Genomic DNA, 19,631 nt, shown 5'->3' with positions numbered 1-19,631 from the left:
TTCATCTTCTCCCGCTCTTCTTTCTTTTTGCCAGTATATCGCGTAATGAAGTTTTTTTAAAGAAAAAATGAACTAGTCAAGAACAGCAGCTGCTGTTTTTGGCTAGTTCGCGTGTATTTGTTAATCAATCAATGTTTGTGCTGCTGTGATAATCGATAATTTATATACATCTTCTTCATTTGCTCCACGAGACAAATCAGAAACCGGTTTGTTCAAGCCTTGTAGAATTGGTCCGATTGCTTCAAAGTTACCGAAACGCTGAGCAATTTTATAGCCGATATTTCCTGACTGCAATTCTGGAAATACAAAGACTGTTGCTTGACCAGCTACTTCTGAATCTGGCGCTTTCAGTTGTGCAACTGAAGGAACATAAGAAGCATCAAATTGCAATTCGCCGTCGATCATGTATTGTGGCGCTAGTTTTTTAGCGATTTTAGTTGCTTCAACTACTTTGTCTACTTCTGGCGATTTCGCTGAGCCTTTTGTCGAGAAGCTCATCATTGCTACTTTTGGTTCGATATCGAACAATTCTGCTGTTTTTGCAGAATCTACGGCGATTTCAGCCAATTCTTGCGCAGTTGGATTCACGTTGATCGCACAATCCGAAAAGACATATTTTTCTTGATCTCTTCCACGTACCATGATCATCGCTCCGCTTGTCCGACTGATGCCAGGCTTTGTTTTGATGATCTGAAGTGCTGGGCGAACAGTGTCGCCAGTCGAATGGATCGCTCCAGAGACCATTCCGTCTGCAATCCCCATATACGTAAGCATCGTACCAAAGTAATTCACATCTTTTAAAATCTTTTCTGCTTGTTCTTTGGATGCCTTTCCATTTCTGCGTTCAACAAAAGCATCCACCATTTCATCCCACTTATCGTAATTATCAGGGCTGATGATCGTAAAGCTAGATGTTTTGATTCCTCTGGCATGCGCTGCATTTCTTATTTCTTCTTCGTTCCCTACTAAAATAGGTTCCACAAGTTCTTCTGCTTTCAACCGGGCAGCTGCGCCTAAAATACGAGCATCAGTAGCTTCCGGGAAAACGATTTTGATCCCACGGCGAACAATCTTAAATCTTAAACTATCAAACAATTCCACAAGATGACCTCCAGACGTTTTTATATGTATTATCATACACTATTCCAGAAAAAAAGAACAGTTTATTTTATCTGTATCAGTCAAAAATGCTGGAAAAATTAAGTTTTTCACATACATAGCGAACTGCGCTATAACAGGAAAGCGCTGTTTTATTACACTGTTTCAGGCAGTTGCCAATCAATCGGTTCTTCTCCTAACGCAAGGAGCGCATCATTCGTTTTCGAGAAGGGTTTGGAACCAAAAAAGCCACGACTTGCAGATAACGGACTGGGATGTGGAGATGTTATGATGATATGGCGACTCTTATCGATCATTTTGATTTTTTCTTGTGCCGGTTTTCCCCACAAGATAAACACGATTGGTTTTTCCCGTTCATTTAATTTTTCAATGATCGTGTCTGTTAATCTTTCCCAACCTTTCCCGCGATGAGAATACGCTTGCCCTTCCCGAACGGTAAGAACGGTGTTGAGTAAAAGGACTCCCTGTTTAGCCCATGACACTAGATTTCCATGTTGAACAGGTGCGATTCCAAGATCATCATTAAGCTCTTTATAGATATTTCTTAACGATGGCGGGATCTTTACGCCGGGTTGCACAGAAAAAGATAAGCCATGAGCTTGATTTTCTCCATGATAAGGATCTTGTCCTAAAATCACCACTTTAACTTCTTCATAAGGAGTCAATTCCAATGCTTCATAGATATGATACATATCTGGATGGATCTTTTGGGACGCATATTCTTTTTTTAAAAATTCTCTTAGATGCAGATAATAATCTTTTGAAAATTCTGGGGACAAAACTTCTTGCCAACTGTTATGAATGATTTCTTTCAAAACCTCCACCTCCTAATAAAAAGAATAACTCACATTTTCTTCAATCACAAGGGACAATCTTCACCCTCAGCACTTGATTAATATGGTAAACTAGGAACAAGAAGCAGAAAGGAACGATAATCATTATGATCAAATTAATTGCATCAGATATGGACGGCACATTATTAGATGCCCATATGAGTGTTTCTCCTGAAAATGCCGAGGCGATACGTTTTGCAAATGATGCCGGTGTTGAGTTCATGGTCGCTACTGGTCGAAACTATCAAGAAGCTCGCGCAGCTTTAGATGAGGTAGGAATCGATTGTGCGATGATCACTTTGAACGGGGCACAGGTATTTGATAAAGAAGGAAATTCACTGTTTACCGTATCGATTCCAAATAATCAAGCAATCTCTGTTTTAGATATTCTAGATGCTAACGGTATTTACTATGAAGTAGCAACCAACGATGGTCTTTATTCTGAAAATCAAGCGAAACGAATCGAAAGTTTTGCTTCCATGGTGGCTACCCATTTACCTCACCTTACGTATAAAATGGCGATTGCCATGGCCTCAGCTAAGCTGGAGTTATTGCACATCACATACGTGGACAGTATTCGTGCTATCTTGGAAGAAAAGAATCTGGAAGTTTTAAAAATTATTTGTTTTCATACAGAAGGGCCAGCTGTATTAGGTCCAGTTGGAAAGCAGATTTCTCTTTTAGGCGATCTAGCAGTTACTTCCTCTGGTCAAAACAATATCGAAGTGAACCATAAAAACGCTCAAAAAGGAATTGCTGTTGCCCATGTCGCTCACGAGCGTGGGATTTCTTTAGAAGAAGTCATGACGATTGGCGATAACTTCAATGATGTCAGCATGCTGCAAGTAGCAGGAGTCAGTTTCGCAATGGGAAATGCAGAAATCGAAGTAAAAGATTATGCCAAATATACAACGGACACAAACCTTGAATCTGGCGTAGGAAAAGCCATATTGCGCGCGATTGCAGAAGACTTGTAGTTTTATCTAGAAAAGAGGGATATAGATGTCAGAATTTTTCATTCAGGAAAAACAGCTTGGACGTGCAACTCGGACAATTGTCAAAAACGAAAAAGGACATTCCCTGTTTTTGATGGTTGGTCGCTGGGGAACAAAGGGCGATGCATTGTCTCTTTATGCCATGAATGGCGATCTCGTTGCTCACATCAAGCAGATAAGCCTGACATTCGGTACGCGTTTTGAGCTGTATAAAGAGTTCGAAAAGGTGGGAACCATGCAGAAAATATTCAATTGGCCCGGTGATTTTTATTATATTCGTAGACTTCACTGGACAGTCCAAGGTGATATCTATAATCATCAATATCAAATCCATCATTTCAATCAGCAAATCATGAAAATGGATAAAGCAACACTTTTTTCAGGAGATTACTATGTATTGGATGTCTCAAATGATGAAGATGCTCCAGTTTGTATTTGTATTGCTGCGGTTTTAGATTACTGGCTCTACCGTAAAGACAAAAGCAAAGAAAAGCCTTTATCCTATCGATTTGATGTGAACTAGAAAAAATGAAAGCAAGCTAACAATAAACAATCTCAAACTCTAAGTCAAAATTAAGAATCTACGATATTGGGAGTCGTTACTTGATCGAGTAACGACTCCCAATATTTCTTATCAAAAATAGGAAATACCAAAATTCCCTTCGAGACGGAGGTATTCAAACACTCTTGATGATGAACTAAAAAAGTGCTGTTTTATCCTTCTATATTCTCATAACACATATTAAGACTTTAATCGTCCGATAGGACATCCTCCATTCGATCTGACTGTTCCTCTATATATCCCTACATACCAAAATCTTCCTGTAGCAAAATCTTTGTCGTAAGACCAAGTTTGTAAATATAATTGCCCACAATAAATACCATCATTATATATAATTGTATTTGTTAGACCGCTTAAAGTAGCCGATCGTCTTGTGTGGTAGATAACTTTACTACCTCTGCTATTGATAGTACTCATTACTTGCTCAGCATTTAAATCATTTGTATCAGCATGGATTTTTTGTGAAAAAGCGGTTAATCCCCATATAGCCATTATTAAAATAAATAAGTTCTTAAATTTTTTCACTTATATTATCTCCTTCCTGATATTTATTTTTGAAGGAATCGGTAAAGGTAAGGAATGGTGATACTCCAACAAAATTGTTAAGCGAAACCGATCGACTGTTACTGGCTGAAATGATTAAAGAAGACTTTCCTTCCGAAACTATTTCTACTGAAAATCCAGAGTTACTGCAAAGTTTCAACAGGAAAGTCAAAAATGGAAGAGTGGAAATCGATTCTGATAATAAAAAAACTTATCTAATCGGAAAAGATTCAAAAAGGAATTTACATGGGTAGCTGATAACCAAACAAGATTGAAAGATTCATTCGGAGTCGAATATAGTTTTACAACGGATAGCAAATAGGACTGTGACAAAAATCGTGTCACAGTCCTTTATTTCGAATAAACGGTGTTCAAAAGCTTGCATCTGCGGTAATAAGCCCAACCAAACGAAAAATAGGAGGAGCTATTTTTATTTGGCTGTTCTTATTACTTGATGCAGGGCAGCTTTTTCACAACCTCTGATACACGGTGTTCCAGAAGTAGCTTCTTATTTCTTGAAGCTGACCACTTCTGTCACAACCTTATTAAAACCTATTCAATTTTTAGTAACGTTCATTCTTCTTTACACCATTATTATTTTTTCACTATTTGACAATTTAAATCAATTTAATTTCTTTTGCATATGATCATAAAGATGACCACTGATCATCCGCTGACCGACAACTTTGAAGTCATGGCGTTCGTATAATTTTTTAGCCTTTGGATTTTTTTCATCCACACTTAGACCGATGACGGAGCGATTAGCTTTCTTCGCCAATTTAGGTAATGCTTCTAATAACCGTGAACCGATGCCTTGTCCTCTAAAATATTCTGATACGCTGATAGAGTCCAAATACCATTCATCGGGAAACGTTTCTTTATCAATAAACAAACGTGTAGACGCATCTAGCTGATATTTCTCTAAGATAGGTACCAGTGGCTGATCGATGATTGATTCTTCTTCATCTGTATAACCGTAAGCAACTCCTGCAACTTTACCGTCTATTTCTTCTACGATACCTCGTGAATAACTGTAACGATAATTTGGATCAGTGATTGCTTCTTCTAAAATCTCTAAAGTCTTTTGTTCCCCTGTCTGCTTCAAAAATGGCAATTCCATGTCTTTTAGAATCACTAAGATCAATGGGGCGATTTCTGGAGCATCTTCTTTTCTCGCAAAACGAATCATAGTTTCCTCTCCTTTTCTCCATTCTAACATGCAGAAAAAGAAATCGCAAAATCGTTATTTTAAAAAATCTTCAATCTTTTCAGTAATGAAATAACCATGAGTAACGATTCTTGCCGCTTCAGTTCGGCAATAAGGGCAGACGACTGGCATTTCTTTATCATTATGTTCGACTACATTATTGACTTCTTCGTATGCAAATTTTTTTCCGCAATTAGGGCATTTCATTTTTTCCATGTTATCTCAACTTCCTTTCATCTTTACTCTCTTAGCTTACTCTTATATTGAAAAAAAGAGAAGCAATATCCTTCTTCTATGCAGATATCCATACCTGACGGTCCTGTTCTCCATCTATTAATCGGACTTTATAATAAGGACGTTCATCTTTGACTAGAAGTGTCCACTCTTTCACTTTTGCTTTTTTCCCGTAGTAGCTGACTGCTTCCTTCATCGCTGCTTGCGGTTGTTTGAACTCTTCCGCTTTTTCTATATCAAAAAGATATTCTGCGGCCTTTTTCGTGTCATTTCGTACGGTTGTTTTCCCAGTGGATGGATTGACTGCTATGACTTGTCCTTCACAAAAAAACTGGTATTCATATGTTGCATTCGTAGGATTATCCAAGTCTTTTTCAACTGCAAAATGAATAGCAGATATGTTATGTTCTTTTGTTTCGTTTTTTACAATTGCTGCTGCTTTTTTCAATGAGATCCGATATTCCTGGTCACTAATATCATCCATGTGAAAAGCGGCATTGAGCAGTCCCGTCATACCGGTAATCCCTATTACGATGAGGGCAGCAACACCAAACATCATTTTTTTCATTCTTCATTCTCCTGTTTCTTTTTTTTAAAGAATATCAAGAAATGAACGAATGAAAAATCGAATGAAACGAAAAAAAAGTGACAATTTTGTTATCTTTATTCGTGCAATTCTAATGGCAATCCGTCTGGATCAAAGAAAAACGTCATTTTTTTTCCTGTAAAGGTATCTTCTCTAATCGGTTCTGATTCGATCCCTAAGGACTGCAATTCTGCAATTGTTTCTTCAATATCGTCTACTTTGAAAGCAAGATGACGCAAGCCACAAGCTTCTGGATAGTTTGGTCGTTGTGGTGCATTAGCAATTCCAAAAATCTCCAATTCAGCACTTCCTAGTTTCAGATCTAATTTATAGTCATCTCGTTCTTTGCGGTAATTTTCTCTGATTACTTCAAATCCTAATTTATTAACATAAAAATCACGTGATTTCTGATAATCTGAAACAATGATGGCTATATGATGGATCGTTGTAAGGTTCATATGAGCACTCCTATTCTTCGTTTAAGCTCGGATCTATATTAATCTCCAGTTCCATTGTAAATGTGTCAGATTGAAAAAAATAGCTGTTTTTCCTTTTTATTAAGAAAAAAGGCAAAAAAAAACAGAAAGTAGGTCCTCCAAGACACTCTTCCTGTTCCCAATATAATAAATGAAAGTAAGAAATTATATTTTCAAGAAAACAAACAGAAAATTATCATAACACAAATTATTTATAATTGAAAGACTAGTTTTTTTTTAAGAAAGGCATACAATAGATTGTGTTAGTAAATACAGAACACACTACATTTAGTGTCTTAAGGAGTCCTCATACATGAAGTCATATTTTCAGTTTTTAGCTCATCAGCTAAAAGGCTGGCCGCAACAAAATTATTATCTTTTCTTTTTCAGTCTTGGCTGTCAGGTCATGACTCTTGTCAATAGTCCCATCACTTGGCTGGCCGTTATTACATTTATCGGTACCACGCTTGGTGTATTGTGTATTTTATCCATCAATGCGGCAAAATCAGTCAACGGTATTTTAGGTATTTTGTCTGCGATTTGTTTTATTATCGTTGGATTCTCAGCAAAGAACTATTTAAGTATCGGTGAACAGATTGCTTATATGATCACATTGGATATCCCCGTATTGTTAAGTAAAGAATGGAATCATAATATGGCTTCAAAAATCCGAAAATTCACTGGAAAAAGCTGGTTTATCGCAATCATCAGTACTTTCCTTGTCTATCTTGTTTCAGGATTCCTGATTGGTCGTTATACAGATGATCCTCGGCCGTGGGTAGATGCCATTGCTTTTTCTATTAGCTTGACTGCTGGTATCATCAGTTTCTTGCGTTACAACAACCAATATTACTGGTGGTTAGCTTCAGGGCTTGCTCAAATGGTCCTTTGGTATATTTCATTTACGCATGGATCTGCAAGTTTGGCGATGTTCGTGAACAGCTCTGTTTACTTGCTGAATGATGTCCTTGCATTTACCGTTTCACCTTGGTATAACCAAAAAGAACGTGAACGTATGCAAAAAATGGAAGAAGAATACTACAACGCACAACAACACGCATAAAAAAACTGAGCGTGGGACAAAAGTAAAGAACACTTTTGTCTCACGCTCTAAACACGTATAAACGGCGGAAGCAGAAGCAACTCCTTCGGAAATAAGCTGAAATTCACAAAAATTCGAAAAGCAATTTTCGTGAATTCCTTCTTATTTCTTGGAGTTAAACGCTTCTGTCCCAGCCTCTATTTTTTATAGTAATTCCTTCAGATACTTTCTTGCCTCATCATTGAAACGCAGTGATTCTTCTAACTTCTGATAATATTCCAACGCTTGTTTCTGAGCTTCAGTAAAACGATAATGTTTTCCTTTCCATTTGTCGATTGTCTCTTGCACATTTCCAGATTGGATATCTTTCACTACTAGTTGCCATTTTTCTTTTGAGACTGTACGGTCTTTCTTATCAGCAGATTGTATAGCTTCTCGTTCTTTACGCAATACTTTTAAAAAACCATTTCTGACTATCCGAGGAATGCTGTCGAAGAACCCTTCTGTAAAACCATAGCGACAATATTGCTTCCAAATAAATAGATAGATTTTTGGTTGGATGAATCGTTGGTTTTTCGCAAAATATTCCATCTGAGCAGTGACTTCTGGTGTTCGTTGACGTTTTGTCTTTCTCAACACAGAAATAAATGTTTCAAAATAAGCATTAGGATGTACTGGCACTTCTTCATATACGATGGATTGCCAATCTTTACGTAAAAATGCGCGATAGTTGATCAAGAATTCTTCTACATCCTTTACTAATTCTTCTGCAAAGTCGTCAAATAGTTCTTTTTTTATCTGTCGCTTTTTTGGCTGCCCATTGATGTGTTCACTTATTTTCTTGATTTCATTTTCCAATGCTTGATAATCCGCTATGTAAATCGGCATTTCTACTTGGCGAAATTCTGCGAGCCGCTGAGCTAATTTTATATCCGGTAAATATGGCTGTTTCATCCGACGATTTTGGTACAAGACAAAACAGTATTTTTGCCATAGTCCTTCAGGAAAATCGATATTCTTCTGCTTAAGCCATAATAATTCGTCTAAGGCCAGATCAACTTTTGTCATTCCCTGATGGATCGAAGCTGCCACTGTCGGAGAGACATGCAGGTGATCGGCAAAGTGGTTGATGCCTAGTTTTAGGATCTTTCCGGTTTTTGGCGATTTAACGATGTATTGCACTTTTAATTCTCTACCACACTCACAATACAATTTTTGCTGGCTTCGTTTTGTTCGAAAAAACGGATTGATCTTGAAGTCAGAAAACACCCAATCTGTTGCAGCTAAATAATGTTCTTCCATAAAACGAGAGCTGATTAGATATCGGCGGTGCTTATCGACTAGTTCCCGCTGTTTTTTCGTTAATTTTGCATAGATCTCCCAACGTTGACTGCTTGTGTATTGTTTAGAAATTTTGATGGGATAGCTTTTGCTGATTTCTTTTGGAAACCATTCTTCAAAGACGGATTGCCATTCTTCCACGGCTGTTTCTTTCCTTTCTAATTACAAAAAGCTGGCTACTAACATAACGTTAGCAACCAGCCAGTGTTTCTTGCTAAATTAATGAGTTGTTCCGGCATTTCCGGAAATATCTTCTTTATTTTCTACTGCTGCTTCAACTGCATAAGTCAAAGAAGAAGCAATGTCTTCTAAAGACATAGAAGGCGTACCCACTGGACGATCGATCACTTGATCGGGTGAGAATGGCACGTGGATGAACCCACCTCGAATTGCCGGGAATTGTGTTTCGATCAAATGAAGCAAACGATACATGATATCATTGCAGACAAATGTTCCTGCTGTATAAGAGATGTACGCTGGTAGACCATGATCTTGTACATTTTTTGTCATTGCTTTGATTGGCAATGAGGTAAAGTAAGCGGCTGGACCGTTTTCTTCTAAAGCCGTATCGAATGGCTGATTTCCTTCATTATCAGGGATTCTTGCTTCTGCTAGATTGATTGCGACACGTTCGAACGAGACTGCTGACCGCCCACCTGCTTGTCCGACACAGATCACGACATCTGGTTGGTGCTGTTGGATGGCTTCTTTGACTACTTGACTGCTTTTTTCGAATACGGTCGGTACTTCCACTTTGATGATTTCAGCACCGCTGATTTCATCTGGCATTTTTTTTACTGCTTCATAGGCTGGATTCACTTTGTCCCCACCAAATGGATCAAAACCTGTTACTAGTACTTTCATCTGTTGTTCCTCCGTCCGATTGATTTAACATATGGTTATCTTTTATCATACCATTTTCCTTGAACAGCGTAAATAAAGGAAACAATAGTTTAAATAACATAACAGATCAAACTTAATATATTCTTATAAAAAATAGTGTTCCACTACAATGTTAGAAGAGGTTGCGACAATTATTCTGTCACAACCCTTCTCTTCTATTATTTAAATAGAATCATATAAGCAATTTGGAAAACTAGCATAAATAACGCAATAAACAACTGGTTTTTGATCACTCCGTATTTGTCTTTCATCTCCAGCATCGCTACAGGCACGATATTGAAGTTAGCAGCCATCGGTGTCAGCAGGGTCCCACAAAAACCGCAAGTCAATGCAACCATTCCTATTAACGCTGGATTCGCTCCATGACTAAATACGAATGGTGCACCGATCCCAACCGTCATCACGGTGATGGCCGCAAATGCATTCCCCATGATTACCGTAAATATCACCATGCCAAGAGCGTAAATGATGATGCCGATGTTCACATTTCCTTCTGGAACGATCGTACCTACTGCATTGGAAATCACTGTCCCAACTCCAGCGCTTGTAAATACCGCACCTAGAGAAGCTAAAAGCATTGGCAACATGCTTAACGGCCCTACTGTGCCCAGCATATCTGCTGCATCATCTAAAAATGTACTTGGTCGATTATCTCGAGAAAAGAACATCAAGATTAGCATGGCTGCAAAAACACCGACGCCCACGCCGACTAAAGCACCTAAATTGGTAAGTAGAGCAAACAAGATCGCAAAGACACCGATACTCAAAGCTGGAATAAAGATTTTCATTCCTAGTTTGTCTGACATTTTTTCCATATATTCTTTTGATGGAAGCCGGCTTTCTCCTTTGCTGACTTTCTTAGCAATTGCTGGTATGGTCATCGCAAAGATCAAGCCACCGTTCACGATTGCCGGAAGCCATCTTCCTCCTGCAATAACTACCCCTAAAACCGTCCAGAAAAAGGCTGAGCCGTAACGATGAGGATTGGTTTTATCTGTTAAGTTTCTTACTCCAGTGTAAATCAACACAAGTCCCATCACGATATAAAGGATCTCCAATAATTTATCACCTAACAAAATATCAGGATTTGTAAAAAAGTCCATCTTATTGCCCCTTTCCTGGATAATATTTCTTCGCTAATTTCTTTTCTTTAAGATAGAAGTAGACACTTGCCACAACTAAAGCCGTGATAGCCACTGGAACTTCCACTAAAGCAAGCTGTCCCAATGTTACGTCATATCCTAGATCTTTCAGTGTTGATTGGACTAGCAACGCCCCTGCTCCTCCGATGAATAGTACTTGGCCAAAGAACCAGCAGACATTTTCCATAGCCGAAGCCATACCTTTTAGTTCTTCTTCATGCTTAGGATGGACTTCTAATCCTTTTGATTCGATGGTCCCCAATGCCATCGGTAAAATGATTGGACGAACAAATCCAGCAACTCCACCAAAACTCACGTTAAAAGCCGCAAAGATCATTCGAAAGATCCCATAAATATCTACAATCATACCAGCAGATACTTTCTTGAATCGCTTGATCAAGGAAGCCGCTGATTCTTTCAGACCATTTCTTTCAAGCGTTCCTGTTGCCAACATAATGATGATAAAAATCGCCATCCCGCGATTGTTTACAAAACTTGTACCTAAAAGTTCTAACATTCCTTGAATGCCAAGACCGCCAGTCAAAGCTGTAACAACTAAAGCAACCATTACGATCAATATCGAGTCTAATTTAAATGCAAACCCGAGAATAACAATCAAGACGCCTAAAAGGCTAAGATAATTTTCCATATATTTTCCTCCATAAAATGACAATATTTTTTTAATTATAAAGCAAAACACATAAAAAATATAGTTGTTTTCTCACGAAATAGACACTATTTTTAAATATTTTTCGTTATTTTTTTATCACAAAAATTATCTTACTTATTGTAAGGTAAAGCTTTTTTTAATTTATTGCCCGCTAATATATAGAAATAAGGTCTAGTTACTGTTTTTTTTAAATGATTAATAAATAACAACTCCTTTCTGTGAAATTGCAAAGCATTCATCTTCTTTTCTGGTAACGATATATTCGTCAATGCTTGGTACACTTTACTAAAAAGTATGAGATTGCCGATATCTGGATAGGTGTGCTATACTACAGAAAAAGATATACGATCTGCCACCGGGTAGGATAAAGAGGATGATCATTCCATTAGGTCTTTGAAGGGATGATTTTCCTCTTTTTGTGTATTTTTTTATAGTTAAGGAGGAATGTAAGTATGGCATGGATGGAATTAATCATAGCAGGAATTTTGGAAGTATTCTGGTCAACGATGATGAAATGGAGTGATGGTTTTTCTAAAATCAATTATTCTTTTTACACAGTGATTGGAATGATTGCTAGTTTTTACTTTTTGTCAAAGGCAATCAAAAGTTTGCCGATGAGTCTCTCTTATCCTATCTGGACAGGGATTGGCGCAGTTGGTTCGGTCATAATTGGTGTGGTCTTGTTTCATGATAAGCTGAATCTTTCCACTTGGTTCTTTGTGGGGATGCTACTCATCAGTATCATTGGCATCAAGATTACTAGCGGCCACTAGACACTTGGAATAAGTACTGATCAGAAAAAATAAGCCTTTTTATTTAATATTCAATTTTTTTATGAACAAATAAGAAATAAGACTCATGACCTAGCGACTTCTCCACTCATCAGGTGTATGCTTGTACTATCTATAGAAAAGGAGTGAATATTTTTGAAAAGTCTTTCGGTCCAAGAATTATCCAAGAACTTTGGTCACAAACAAGCCCTCAGCGATGTCAGTTTTAGCTTATCCCCTGGCAAAATCGTTGGATTAGTAGGTCCTAATGGCGCTGGAAAAGCAACGATCATGAAAGCTATTTTAGGACTGATCCATTACTCAGATGGAACAATCTGGATAGGCTACAATTAACTAGACAGAAAAATTAAGGTGTGTAGACTAGAAGAAAACATACCAGGAGGAATTTTTATGTCTAAGAGAACACGAAGAACTTTTTCACAAGAATTCAAGCAACAAATCGTCAATCTTTACTTAGCTGGAAAGCCACGTGTAGAAATCATTCGAGAATATGAACTAACGGCTTCAGCATTTGACAAATGGGTAAAGCAATCTAAAACGAGTGGTTCATTCAAAGAAAAAGATAATCTTACGCCTGAACAAAAAGAATTGTTAGAACTACGTAAAAGAAACCAGCAATTAGAAATGGAAAATGATATTTTAAAGCAAGCAGCGCTGATATTCGGACGAAGAGACAAGTAATCGATGCGAATAAGCATCTTTACCCTATATCAGCGATGTGCAGAATATTAGGTCTATCACGTCAGTCCTATTATTATCAATCAAAACCAAAGAAAGACGAATCAGAACTTGAAGAAGTAGTCGCTGAAGAATTTATCCGCAGCCGAAAGGCCTACGGCTCAAGAAAAATAAAAAAAGCCTTATCAAAACGAGGCATTCAGATCAGCCGACGAAAAATTAGTAGAATCATGAAAAATAGAGGATTAAAATCGAGCTATACTGTTGCTTATTTTAAAGTACATCATTCTACTTGCAATGAAGCCAAAACGACAAACGTATTGAATCGTAAATTCTTAAGAGACAACCCATTAGAAGCGATCGTAACAGACTTGACTTATGTACGAGTCGGGAAAAAATGGAATTATGTCTGTTTCATTTTGGATCTGTTCAATCGAGAAATTCTCGGCTATTCTTGTGGAGAACATAAAGATGCCGTTCTAGTAAAAAAAGCATTTAGCCGTATCAAACAACCTCTGACAGAGGTTGAGATTTTTCATACTGATCGTGGAAAAGAGTTTGATAACCAAGCTATTGATGAATTATTAACAACTTTTGACATCAATCGATCATTGAGTCATAAAGGCTGTCCTTTTGATAATGCCGTAGCTGAATCAACTTATAAGTCGTTGAAAGTAGAATTTGTCTATCAATACACATTTGAAACCTTACAACAATTGGATTTGGAGTTATTTGACTATGTCAATTGGTGGAACCACCTTCGGTTGCACGGTACACTTGGCTACGAGACACCGGTTGGTTACCGTAACCAGAGATTGGCGCAGCGAATCCTTGATAATGAGCTCGGATGTGCTAACGCTAGCGAGGCAGTCTAACTTTAACTGTTAGCTCCTGCCGAAGATCGTCACATCCGAGGAGGCTCATTGTCAAGGACAATCGGAATAGCATACGGAAAGAAGTTCTGCACCTTATAAAATTTGTCAAAAAAACTGTTGCCATTCCAATCTGTATTGGTGAAAATGAGATTTCTCCCTCTAGTCATAAAGGGTTGGAACAAGTAGGAGCATTGATCGAATACCCGGGTATCTATCCATTCTTAACAGGCTATGATCATCTGAAGTTATTCTCTGAAACCAACGATGTATCTGCTATCGACACTATCGTGAATCAGCTCAAGATGGAAAAGTACATTCACAAAAAAGCGAAATCCTACTCGTTGGGAATGAAACAAAAATTGGGAATTGCTCTTGCCTTACTGAACCATCCGTCTATAGTTATTTTAGATGAGCCGATGAACGGTTTGGATCCACAAGCAACAAGAGATGTGCGAAAAATCATTACCGACTTGGCTACTCAGGGCACCTCTTTCTTGATCTCCAGTCACTTACTCAGCGAGCTTGAAAAAATGGTCGATGAGCTGATCCTGATCAATCAAGGAAAGATCATCAAACAATGTACAATGGCTGAATTGAACCAAACAGCGCAAGATTTCATCGTTATCTCTACAACAAATGATCAAGCTGCTCGAACGATCTTGACAGACGCTGGATATCCCTTGGAAGATTCTGATAAAATCAAGCTTCTAAAAGAAAACGAAGAATTATTAGGAACTGTGATCCAGTTATTGTCTGCAGAAAATATCCATGTGACAGACGTCCAGCATCTGACGAATGATTTGGAATCTTCTCTATTGGAAATTCTGGATTCAGTAAAGGGGGAAGAAGAAAAATGACATTGCTTGTAAAACAAGAATTATTTAAATTGATCAAGAAAAAGTCAACTGCTGTTTTATCTGTTCTATTAGTTGTTTTGCTCATAGGAACAGCACTTCTAGCCAAAAAATACACGACGATCATTGATCCAGTTGAAATGACTGCTCAGCTTTTTAGTGCCACATCTTGGATTGTCTTTATCATGATTGCAGCTGCAAGCACGATCATTTCGATGGAAGTACAATATGGTACATTGAAAAATCTCCTTTATCGAAAGTATTCTCGAGGAGAAATATTAGTAAGCAAATGGATCACATTAGTTATTTATTCTGTTTATTTATACCTTTTAGCTATTATTGTCACTGTGTTGATGAAACTGATTCTTTTCCCTTCGATTTCCTTCACGGAGAAGGTTTCTACTGGTCAAACACTGATCCAAAGCTTGTTCACTTATACTTTGGGTAGTTATATCGGTTTATGGCTGATTTTAAGTTTAGTGTTGATGATTGCTTGCTTTATCAATAGTTCCGGTGCATCCATCTCAGCAGGAATCGTCTTTTATTTTGCTTCGTCAATCATATCTGGTATCCTTATCGCACTCATCCAAAAATGGGAGTGGATCAAATGGAATCCGATCAGTATGTTGAATCTGCAAAACCAAATTGGAAACGAAGAGATCATGAAGCAATTGACTCATCTTTCTACTAATCAAATGCTGTTCGGTAATTTAGCTTACATCGTTTTGTTCTTAGCATTAGGATATCTCGTATTTAAGCGAAAAAATGTATGATGACTCATCAAAAAAGAGGTTGTGAAAGAGACGTTCAGCCTTATTGCCGATTGGCTGTCTCTTAAACACCGTTTATTCTGAAAAAGGAGCTGTGACAACATTTGTGTCACAGCTCCTTTCCTAGTATGTTTTTGAATAAACGACAGGCTCACAACCTCTCTTTATACTTCTTTTATACTTCTATACGTGAAGCATCCCAGTGGCAAATAAAACCATTGCAATCACTCCGACCATCGTCACACCTATAAGTAAAATCTTATCTAAGTGGATATGTTGTACAGGCTCGTTTTGCTCCTTACGTGCTTTGAGGTAAAAATAAATGCCTGGCAAGAAAAGAACAAGAACAAGCATTACTTCATTAAAGGCTACGACTAGCATAGCCCATACTTGAAAGGCACTTGCTAAAAGCCCTACTAAAAATTGGACCCATTCTTTCCGCTGATAAGAAAGTTTCATTTGGTACAATCCTAAGAAAAGCCACGTGAAGAAAATAGCTGCTGTACCAAGTGTGTAAGCAAAGTTATAAGCACTGTCAGTGAATAATAATGAAAGTAAAAAGACATTCGTACATAACGTCGTCAATACGATAGCATAAGTTGGTGCCCCATTTTTGTTGAGTTTTCCCCATGCTTTAGGCAAAAGTCCGTCTTCAGCCATGTTTCCCATTGTTTCAATCGGTAAGATCGTCCATGAGAGCCAAACACCAACTAAAGAAATGATCAAACCGCCGTTGATCACGACTGCTCCCCATTTACCAACCATCATTTCAAACACATAGCCCATAGCAGGCTGCGCCTTGATCGTTTGCAGCTGATTCATCGTCATTGTCCCATATGGAAGCATGGAAACCAAGACGTAAATAATAATCAAGCCGAATATCCCTAGAATCGTTGCTTTCCCAACATCTGATTGTTTTTTTGCTCGTGAACCTACGACAGAGGCTCCTTCAATACCAACAAATACCCAAAGCATCACCATGATGCAACTCAATACTTGACTGGAAAACGGGATCGGCTGTCCATTCGCATTCAATATAATGTCGCTAGAAAAGTTATCAATGAATTGTTGGATCGAAAACGTGCTGATAGCTACTACAATAAATAAAAATAATGGCACTAATTTACAGAATGTGACGATAGCATTGACGAAACTAGCATTTTCGACTCCCCGATTCACTAGCCATGCATATCCCCATAAAAAGACTGTACTCATCACGATCGATGCCAGATTTTGCCCACCTTCAAATACTGGGAAGAAATATCCTAATGCGCTCATCAACAATGTTGCAAAAGCTACGTTGCCTAACCAGCATGTGAGCCAGTAACCCCAACCGCTGATAAAACCAGCGAAACGGCCAAAACCTTCTTCTGCGTAACTAAAGATCCCGCCTTTTAAATCTGGACGTTTTTTATTGATATTATTGATCGACAAGGAGAGCATCAACATTGCTGTTCCTACGAGTACCCAACTGAAAATAGCTGGGCCGCCAGCCGATCCGGAGATGTCCGTCATAATACCAAATACGCCACCTCCAATCGCTGAACCAATTACTAAGGCAGCAAGTGGAATTAAACCAATTCCTTTTTTCTGTTGCTCTGTATCCATGTAAGCATCCTCCAAAATAAAACCGCTTTTATCAAAAAGTATAACAAACCTTTTTTATTCCTGAATAATTCATACTTTTAATTAAAACCATGTGAAACTGCCTCACGGCAGCTTACAATTACTTTTTCATCTTCACCCGTTAAGTGATGAAAAAAGAACCCCTTTCTGCTATGGTTAAAGTGACTAAACCAACCAAAAGAAAGGAGTTCTTTTCATGACTAGCTTACACAAAAACCAAGTAAAATTCAATTCAAATATCACTATTTCTCATACAGGTGGTCAATTATCGAGTGATTCGGGTCTCGTCCTAGTGAAAGAGCTGATGAACATCTTTGGTTTTTCTGAACTGGCTAAGCAACACATTCACATTGAAGACGAACGAGCGTATTTTACTCATGACAACTTATCCATACTTGAGCAGTTCATTATGCAATTAATTGCTGGTTACTCAGCTGATTCTGCAGCTAATCTCCTGAGACAAGATCCTGTGTTTAAAGCTGTTTTAGATAGGAAAGAACTCGCTTCTCAATCTTCACTTTCCCGATTTTTAGATCGACTATCTGAGGAGAATATCCATGAACTTCAAGCTTTGAACCAAGAACTTATCGATAAAGCACGCCTCATCCGTAATGATACGGAATTAATCATTGATTTAGATTCGACCCATTCAGATACATTTGGTCACCAAGAACAAACGAATTATAATACACACTACCAAACCTATGGTTACCATCCATTGGTAGCTTTTGACGGATTGACTGGTGACTTCTTAAAAGCTGAACTACGTTCAGGAAATCAATATACATCAAAAGGCGTAAAGGAGTTTCTCACACCTTTATTAGAGCACTATAATCACTCTCTACCAAACACTGACATCTTGGTTCGTGGAGACAGCGGGTTCGCTACACCTGGTGTGTATGATTCGTGTGAATCAAAAAAGAGTCATTATGTTATTCGACTGAAGAATAATCGTAGACTAGGTCAAATAGCTGAGAAATCAGTACTTTATGGCGATAATCAAAAGTGGGAAGAACGAGAAGTTCAGTACTTCTCGACCACTTATCAAGCACAATCCTGGTCACAAAGTCGTCGCGTGTGTATACGCTCAACACGTGAAGCGGGCGAACTACTCTTTCGACATGAATTTATCGTGACGAATCTATCAGAAAATGTTTCTCCTGATACCATCTTTTCTATCTATGCCAAACGTGGCACAATGGAGAACTTCATTAAAGAAGCGAAAGCTGGCTTTTACTTTGACAAAACAGACAGTCCTCGCTTTTTGGAGAATCATGTCCGAATGATGCTCAGCTTGATAGCTTACAACTTAGTCAACTTCTTAAGAACGATTGGCTTTGAAGAAGTCCAAAAGGGAATGACCATTCATTCTATTCGATTGAAGTTTCTGAAAGTTGCTGGGAAATTAGTCCAAACGGGTAGACGAGTCTATCTCAAATTATCTAGTTATCATGTGTATCAGAATGAATTCTACAGGGTCTTTGCTCGCCTGAGGCGAGCCAGTCAATGGATCTAATCCAACAATCTAACGATTTTTTTACTGGGAAGTTATCCAGGGAGAAGTATGCTCAAAATGCCTTACACCCAAAATTTATTCCTCAATATTTTTGAACAGTGAATGTTTGAAGTAACTTTTTAGTCAAAATCAGTTGATAGGGATATTAGTGATACATATTTCAATAAAATGTGCCAAAGAATTAAAGCTATGAATTATTCAGGTTTATTTTTACTTAATTAATAAAAACTTTAATAGAAATATAATTCTACCGGCTTTTTTCTCATTATACAAGCAAAGCGCCTAGTCCCTTTCCAAATTACACCACCAAAAAACTTAAAAAAGATGCTATACTAAAAGGAAAGAATTGGGGGATGATCCATGAACATTTTATATATATCGATTTCAGGAAATACGCGTGCCTTTGCCAAACATCTAGCAGAATATGCTGAAAAAATGCATGCAGAAGATCCTGTCAATCCTGAAGTTACTTTAAAAGAAATCCATGAAAATAGTGATTTTACGAAAGAAACAGAACCATTTTTTACTTTCGTTCCTACTTATTTAGACGGCGGAAATGGTTTAGATAACGGTGATACAGAAATCTTGACCGAAACGATGCGTGAATATCTGGAACATGAAGACAATCATAAACTTTGTCTTGGTGTAGTCGGTAGCGGGAATAAAAACTTCAATAATCAGTATTGTCTAACAGCCAAACAATATGCACAAACATTTGGCTTTCCTTTCTTGGCAGATTATGAATTACGGGGAACACCATCTGATGTGACACGAATTTATCAGATTTTAGCAGAAAACAATAAATAATAAAAAAGAAGAAGCTGAAAAATAGATTTCAGCTTCTTCTTTCGTTTCTATTGTTTCTATC

Annotated in this window: 21 protein-coding genes and 1 pseudogene; 10 read left to right on the top strand and 12 right to left on the bottom strand. The window is 37.8% G+C overall.

Annotated features, from left to right (window positions below; translation table 11 throughout):
• Positions 1 to 120 precede the first annotated feature (120 nt).
• Together pta and IGJ87_RS02965 are read right to left on the bottom strand one after the other, a co-directional pair.
• Positions 121 to 1,101: a phosphate acetyltransferase gene (pta, locus tag IGJ87_RS02970; RefSeq protein WP_002291445.1), complete on the bottom strand. Its 981-nt coding sequence runs from the start codon at positions 1,099 to 1,101 to the stop codon at positions 121 to 123.
• Positions 1,102 to 1,253: 152 nt separating this feature from the next.
• Positions 1,254 to 1,934: a uracil-DNA glycosylase gene (locus IGJ87_RS02965; RefSeq protein ID WP_002291446.1), complete on the bottom strand. Its 681-nt coding sequence runs from the start codon at positions 1,932 to 1,934 to the stop codon at positions 1,254 to 1,256.
• Between the two features lie 125 nt (positions 1,935 to 2,059).
• Here IGJ87_RS02965 and IGJ87_RS02960 point away from each other — a divergent pair, with 125 nt between their 5' ends.
• The gene (locus IGJ87_RS02960; protein ID WP_002287072.1) at positions 2,060 to 2,929 is read left to right on the top strand and encodes a Cof-type HAD-IIB family hydrolase; all 870 of its coding nucleotides are present in this window, start codon (positions 2,060 to 2,062) and stop codon (positions 2,927 to 2,929) included.
• A gap of 25 nt (positions 2,930 to 2,954) precedes the next feature.
• Positions 2,955 to 3,470 carry an LURP-one-related/scramblase family protein gene (locus tag IGJ87_RS02955; RefSeq protein ID WP_002291449.1) on the top strand — a complete coding sequence of 172 codons (516 nt, stop codon included), beginning with the start codon at positions 2,955 to 2,957 and terminating at the stop codon, positions 3,468 to 3,470.
• A 219-nt stretch (positions 3,471 to 3,689) separates the two neighbouring features.
• Here IGJ87_RS02955 and IGJ87_RS02950 read toward each other — a convergent pair whose 3' ends face one another.
• From IGJ87_RS02950 to gloA2, 5 genes are all read right to left on the bottom strand, one after another.
• A complete protein-coding gene (locus tag IGJ87_RS02950) occupies positions 3,690 to 4,034 on the bottom strand; it encodes a hypothetical protein (RefSeq protein ID WP_002325852.1) in 345 nt (114 codons plus the stop codon).
• Positions 4,035 to 4,674: 640 nt separating this feature from the next.
• Positions 4,675 to 5,241: a GNAT family N-acetyltransferase gene (locus tag IGJ87_RS02945; RefSeq protein WP_089030380.1), complete on the bottom strand. Its 567-nt coding sequence runs from the start codon at positions 5,239 to 5,241 to the stop codon at positions 4,675 to 4,677.
• Positions 5,242 to 5,295: 54 nt separating this feature from the next.
• Positions 5,296 to 5,475 carry a hypothetical protein gene (locus tag IGJ87_RS02940; RefSeq protein ID WP_002291570.1) on the bottom strand — a complete coding sequence of 60 codons (180 nt, stop codon included), beginning with the start codon at positions 5,473 to 5,475 and terminating at the stop codon, positions 5,296 to 5,298.
• Between the two features lie 76 nt (positions 5,476 to 5,551).
• Entirely contained in the window at positions 5,552 to 6,061 is a 510-nt protein-coding gene (locus IGJ87_RS02935; RefSeq protein WP_089030381.1) for a hypothetical protein, read from the bottom strand.
• A 95-nt stretch (positions 6,062 to 6,156) separates the two neighbouring features.
• The gene (gene gloA2 / locus IGJ87_RS02930) at positions 6,157 to 6,537 is read right to left on the bottom strand and encodes an SMU1112c/YaeR family gloxylase I-like metalloprotein (RefSeq protein WP_002287076.1); all 381 of its coding nucleotides are present in this window, start codon (positions 6,535 to 6,537) and stop codon (positions 6,157 to 6,159) included.
• 331 nt (positions 6,538 to 6,868) lie between these two features.
• Between gloA2 and pnuC the strand changes: the two genes are divergently transcribed.
• A complete protein-coding gene (gene pnuC, locus IGJ87_RS02925) occupies positions 6,869 to 7,618 on the top strand; it encodes a nicotinamide riboside transporter PnuC (protein WP_002299958.1) in 750 nt (249 codons plus the stop codon).
• 183 nt (positions 7,619 to 7,801) lie between these two features.
• On the opposite strand, the gene IGJ87_RS02920 is transcribed toward pnuC, so the two are convergent.
• The 4 genes from IGJ87_RS02920 to IGJ87_RS02905 form a co-directional block, all read right to left on the bottom strand.
• On the bottom strand, positions 7,802 to 9,079 hold the full coding sequence (locus IGJ87_RS02920) for a hypothetical protein (protein ID WP_002323716.1): 1,278 nt from the start codon (positions 9,077 to 9,079) through the stop codon (positions 7,802 to 7,804).
• A gap of 78 nt (positions 9,080 to 9,157) precedes the next feature.
• A complete protein-coding gene (gene pcp / locus IGJ87_RS02915) occupies positions 9,158 to 9,802 on the bottom strand; it encodes a pyroglutamyl-peptidase I (RefSeq protein ID WP_002287081.1) in 645 nt (214 codons plus the stop codon).
• 197 nt (positions 9,803 to 9,999) lie between these two features.
• On the bottom strand, positions 10,000 to 10,944 hold the full coding sequence (locus IGJ87_RS02910) for a DUF979 domain-containing protein (protein WP_089030383.1): 945 nt from the start codon (positions 10,942 to 10,944) through the stop codon (positions 10,000 to 10,002).
• Between the two features lies 1 nt (position 10,945).
• Positions 10,946 to 11,632: a DUF969 domain-containing protein gene (locus tag IGJ87_RS02905; RefSeq protein ID WP_002287083.1), complete on the bottom strand. Its 687-nt coding sequence runs from the start codon at positions 11,630 to 11,632 to the stop codon at positions 10,946 to 10,948.
• 473 nt (positions 11,633 to 12,105) lie between these two features.
• Between IGJ87_RS02905 and IGJ87_RS02900 the strand changes: the two genes are divergently transcribed.
• The 5 genes and pseudogenes from IGJ87_RS02900 to IGJ87_RS02880 all read left to right on the top strand — a co-directional run bounded on the left by IGJ87_RS02900 (position 12,106) and on the right by IGJ87_RS02880 (position 15,624).
• Complete coding sequence (locus IGJ87_RS02900) at positions 12,106 to 12,426, top strand: DMT family transporter (RefSeq protein WP_002287086.1); 321 nt, start codon at positions 12,106 to 12,108, stop codon at positions 12,424 to 12,426.
• Positions 12,427 to 12,579: 153 nt separating this feature from the next.
• Positions 12,580 to 12,774: pseudogene (locus tag IGJ87_RS02895) on the top strand (ATP-binding cassette domain-containing protein); the annotation flags it as partial.
• Between the two features lie 60 nt (positions 12,775 to 12,834).
• A protein-coding gene (locus tag IGJ87_RS02890) for an IS3 family transposase (RefSeq protein WP_086956687.1) occupies positions 12,835 to 13,997 on the top strand; the annotation gives its coding sequence in 2 pieces (ribosomal slippage) (positions 12,835 to 13,111 and positions 13,111 to 13,997; 1,164 coding nt in all).
• Positions 13,998 to 14,044: 47 nt separating this feature from the next.
• Positions 14,045 to 14,854, top strand: coding sequence for an ATP-binding cassette domain-containing protein (locus tag IGJ87_RS02885; protein WP_372656281.1), 810 nt, complete (start codon positions 14,045 to 14,047; stop codon positions 14,852 to 14,854).
• A complete protein-coding gene (locus IGJ87_RS02880; protein WP_089030385.1) occupies positions 14,851 to 15,624 on the top strand; it encodes an ABC transporter permease subunit in 774 nt (257 codons plus the stop codon). The genes IGJ87_RS02885 and IGJ87_RS02880 overlap by 4 nt, the downstream gene beginning before the upstream one ends.
• Positions 15,625 to 15,804: 180 nt before the next feature.
• On the opposite strand, the gene IGJ87_RS02875 is transcribed toward IGJ87_RS02880, so the two are convergent.
• Positions 15,805 to 17,229: a basic amino acid/polyamine antiporter gene (locus IGJ87_RS02875; protein WP_002287090.1), complete on the bottom strand. Its 1,425-nt coding sequence runs from the start codon at positions 17,227 to 17,229 to the stop codon at positions 15,805 to 15,807.
• 214 nt (positions 17,230 to 17,443) lie between these two features.
• Here IGJ87_RS02875 and IGJ87_RS02870 point away from each other — a divergent pair, with 214 nt between their 5' ends.
• Both IGJ87_RS02870 and nrdI read left to right on the top strand, forming a co-directional pair.
• Positions 17,444 to 18,763 (top strand): IS1380-like element IS1678 family transposase, encoded by a 1,320-nt coding sequence (locus tag IGJ87_RS02870; protein ID WP_000202380.1) that lies wholly within the window; start codon positions 17,444 to 17,446, stop codon positions 18,761 to 18,763.
• Positions 18,764 to 19,123: 360 nt separating this feature from the next.
• The gene (gene nrdI, locus IGJ87_RS02865) at positions 19,124 to 19,570 is read left to right on the top strand and encodes a class Ib ribonucleoside-diphosphate reductase assembly flavoprotein NrdI (RefSeq protein ID WP_002287091.1); all 447 of its coding nucleotides are present in this window, start codon (positions 19,124 to 19,126) and stop codon (positions 19,568 to 19,570) included.
• The last annotated feature ends 61 nt before the right edge of the window (positions 19,571 to 19,631 follow it).

Source organism: Enterococcus sp. DIV1411a (genome assembly GCF_050531945.1).
GTDB classification, from domain to species: Bacteria; Bacillota; Bacilli; order Lactobacillales; family Enterococcaceae; genus Enterococcus_B; species Enterococcus_B faecium.
The sequence above is the reverse complement of the archived record's forward strand: the minus strand, read 5'-3'. Positions and strand labels throughout refer to the sequence as shown.

Coding starts and splice junctions, on each gene's coding strand:
- IGJ87_RS02960 (WP_002287072.1), top strand. CDS start 2,060: ATGATCAAATTAATTGCATCAGATATGGACGGCACATTATTAGATGCC.
- IGJ87_RS02955 (WP_002291449.1), top strand. CDS start 2,955: ATGTCAGAATTTTTCATTCAGGAAAAACAGCTTGGACGTGCAACTCGG.
- IGJ87_RS02945 (WP_089030380.1), bottom strand. CDS start 5,241: ATGATTCGTTTTGCGAGAAAAGAAGATGCTCCAGAAATCGCCCCATTG.
- IGJ87_RS02940 (WP_002291570.1), bottom strand. CDS start 5,475: ATGGAAAAAATGAAATGCCCTAATTGCGGAAAAAAATTTGCATACGAA.
- IGJ87_RS02935 (WP_089030381.1), bottom strand. CDS start 6,061: ATGAAAAAAATGATGTTTGGTGTTGCTGCCCTCATCGTAATAGGGATT.
- gloA2 (WP_002287076.1), bottom strand. CDS start 6,537: ATGAACCTTACAACGATCCATCATATAGCCATCATTGTTTCAGATTAT.
- pnuC (WP_002299958.1), top strand. CDS start 6,869: ATGAAGTCATATTTTCAGTTTTTAGCTCATCAGCTAAAAGGCTGGCCG.
- pcp (WP_002287081.1), bottom strand. CDS start 9,802: ATGAAAGTACTAGTAACAGGTTTTGATCCATTTGGTGGGGACAAAGTG.
- IGJ87_RS02910 (WP_089030383.1), bottom strand. CDS start 10,944: ATGGACTTTTTTACAAATCCTGATATTTTGTTAGGTGATAAATTATTG.
- IGJ87_RS02905 (WP_002287083.1), bottom strand. CDS start 11,632: ATGGAAAATTATCTTAGCCTTTTAGGCGTCTTGATTGTTATTCTCGGG.
- IGJ87_RS02900 (WP_002287086.1), top strand. CDS start 12,106: ATGGCATGGATGGAATTAATCATAGCAGGAATTTTGGAAGTATTCTGG.
- IGJ87_RS02880 (WP_089030385.1), top strand. CDS start 14,851: ATGACATTGCTTGTAAAACAAGAATTATTTAAATTGATCAAGAAAAAG.
- IGJ87_RS02875 (WP_002287090.1), bottom strand. CDS start 17,229: ATGGATACAGAGCAACAGAAAAAAGGAATTGGTTTAATTCCACTTGCT.
- IGJ87_RS02870 (WP_000202380.1), top strand. CDS start 17,444: ATGACTAGCTTACACAAAAACCAAGTAAAATTCAATTCAAATATCACT.
- nrdI (WP_002287091.1), top strand. CDS start 19,124: ATGAACATTTTATATATATCGATTTCAGGAAATACGCGTGCCTTTGCC.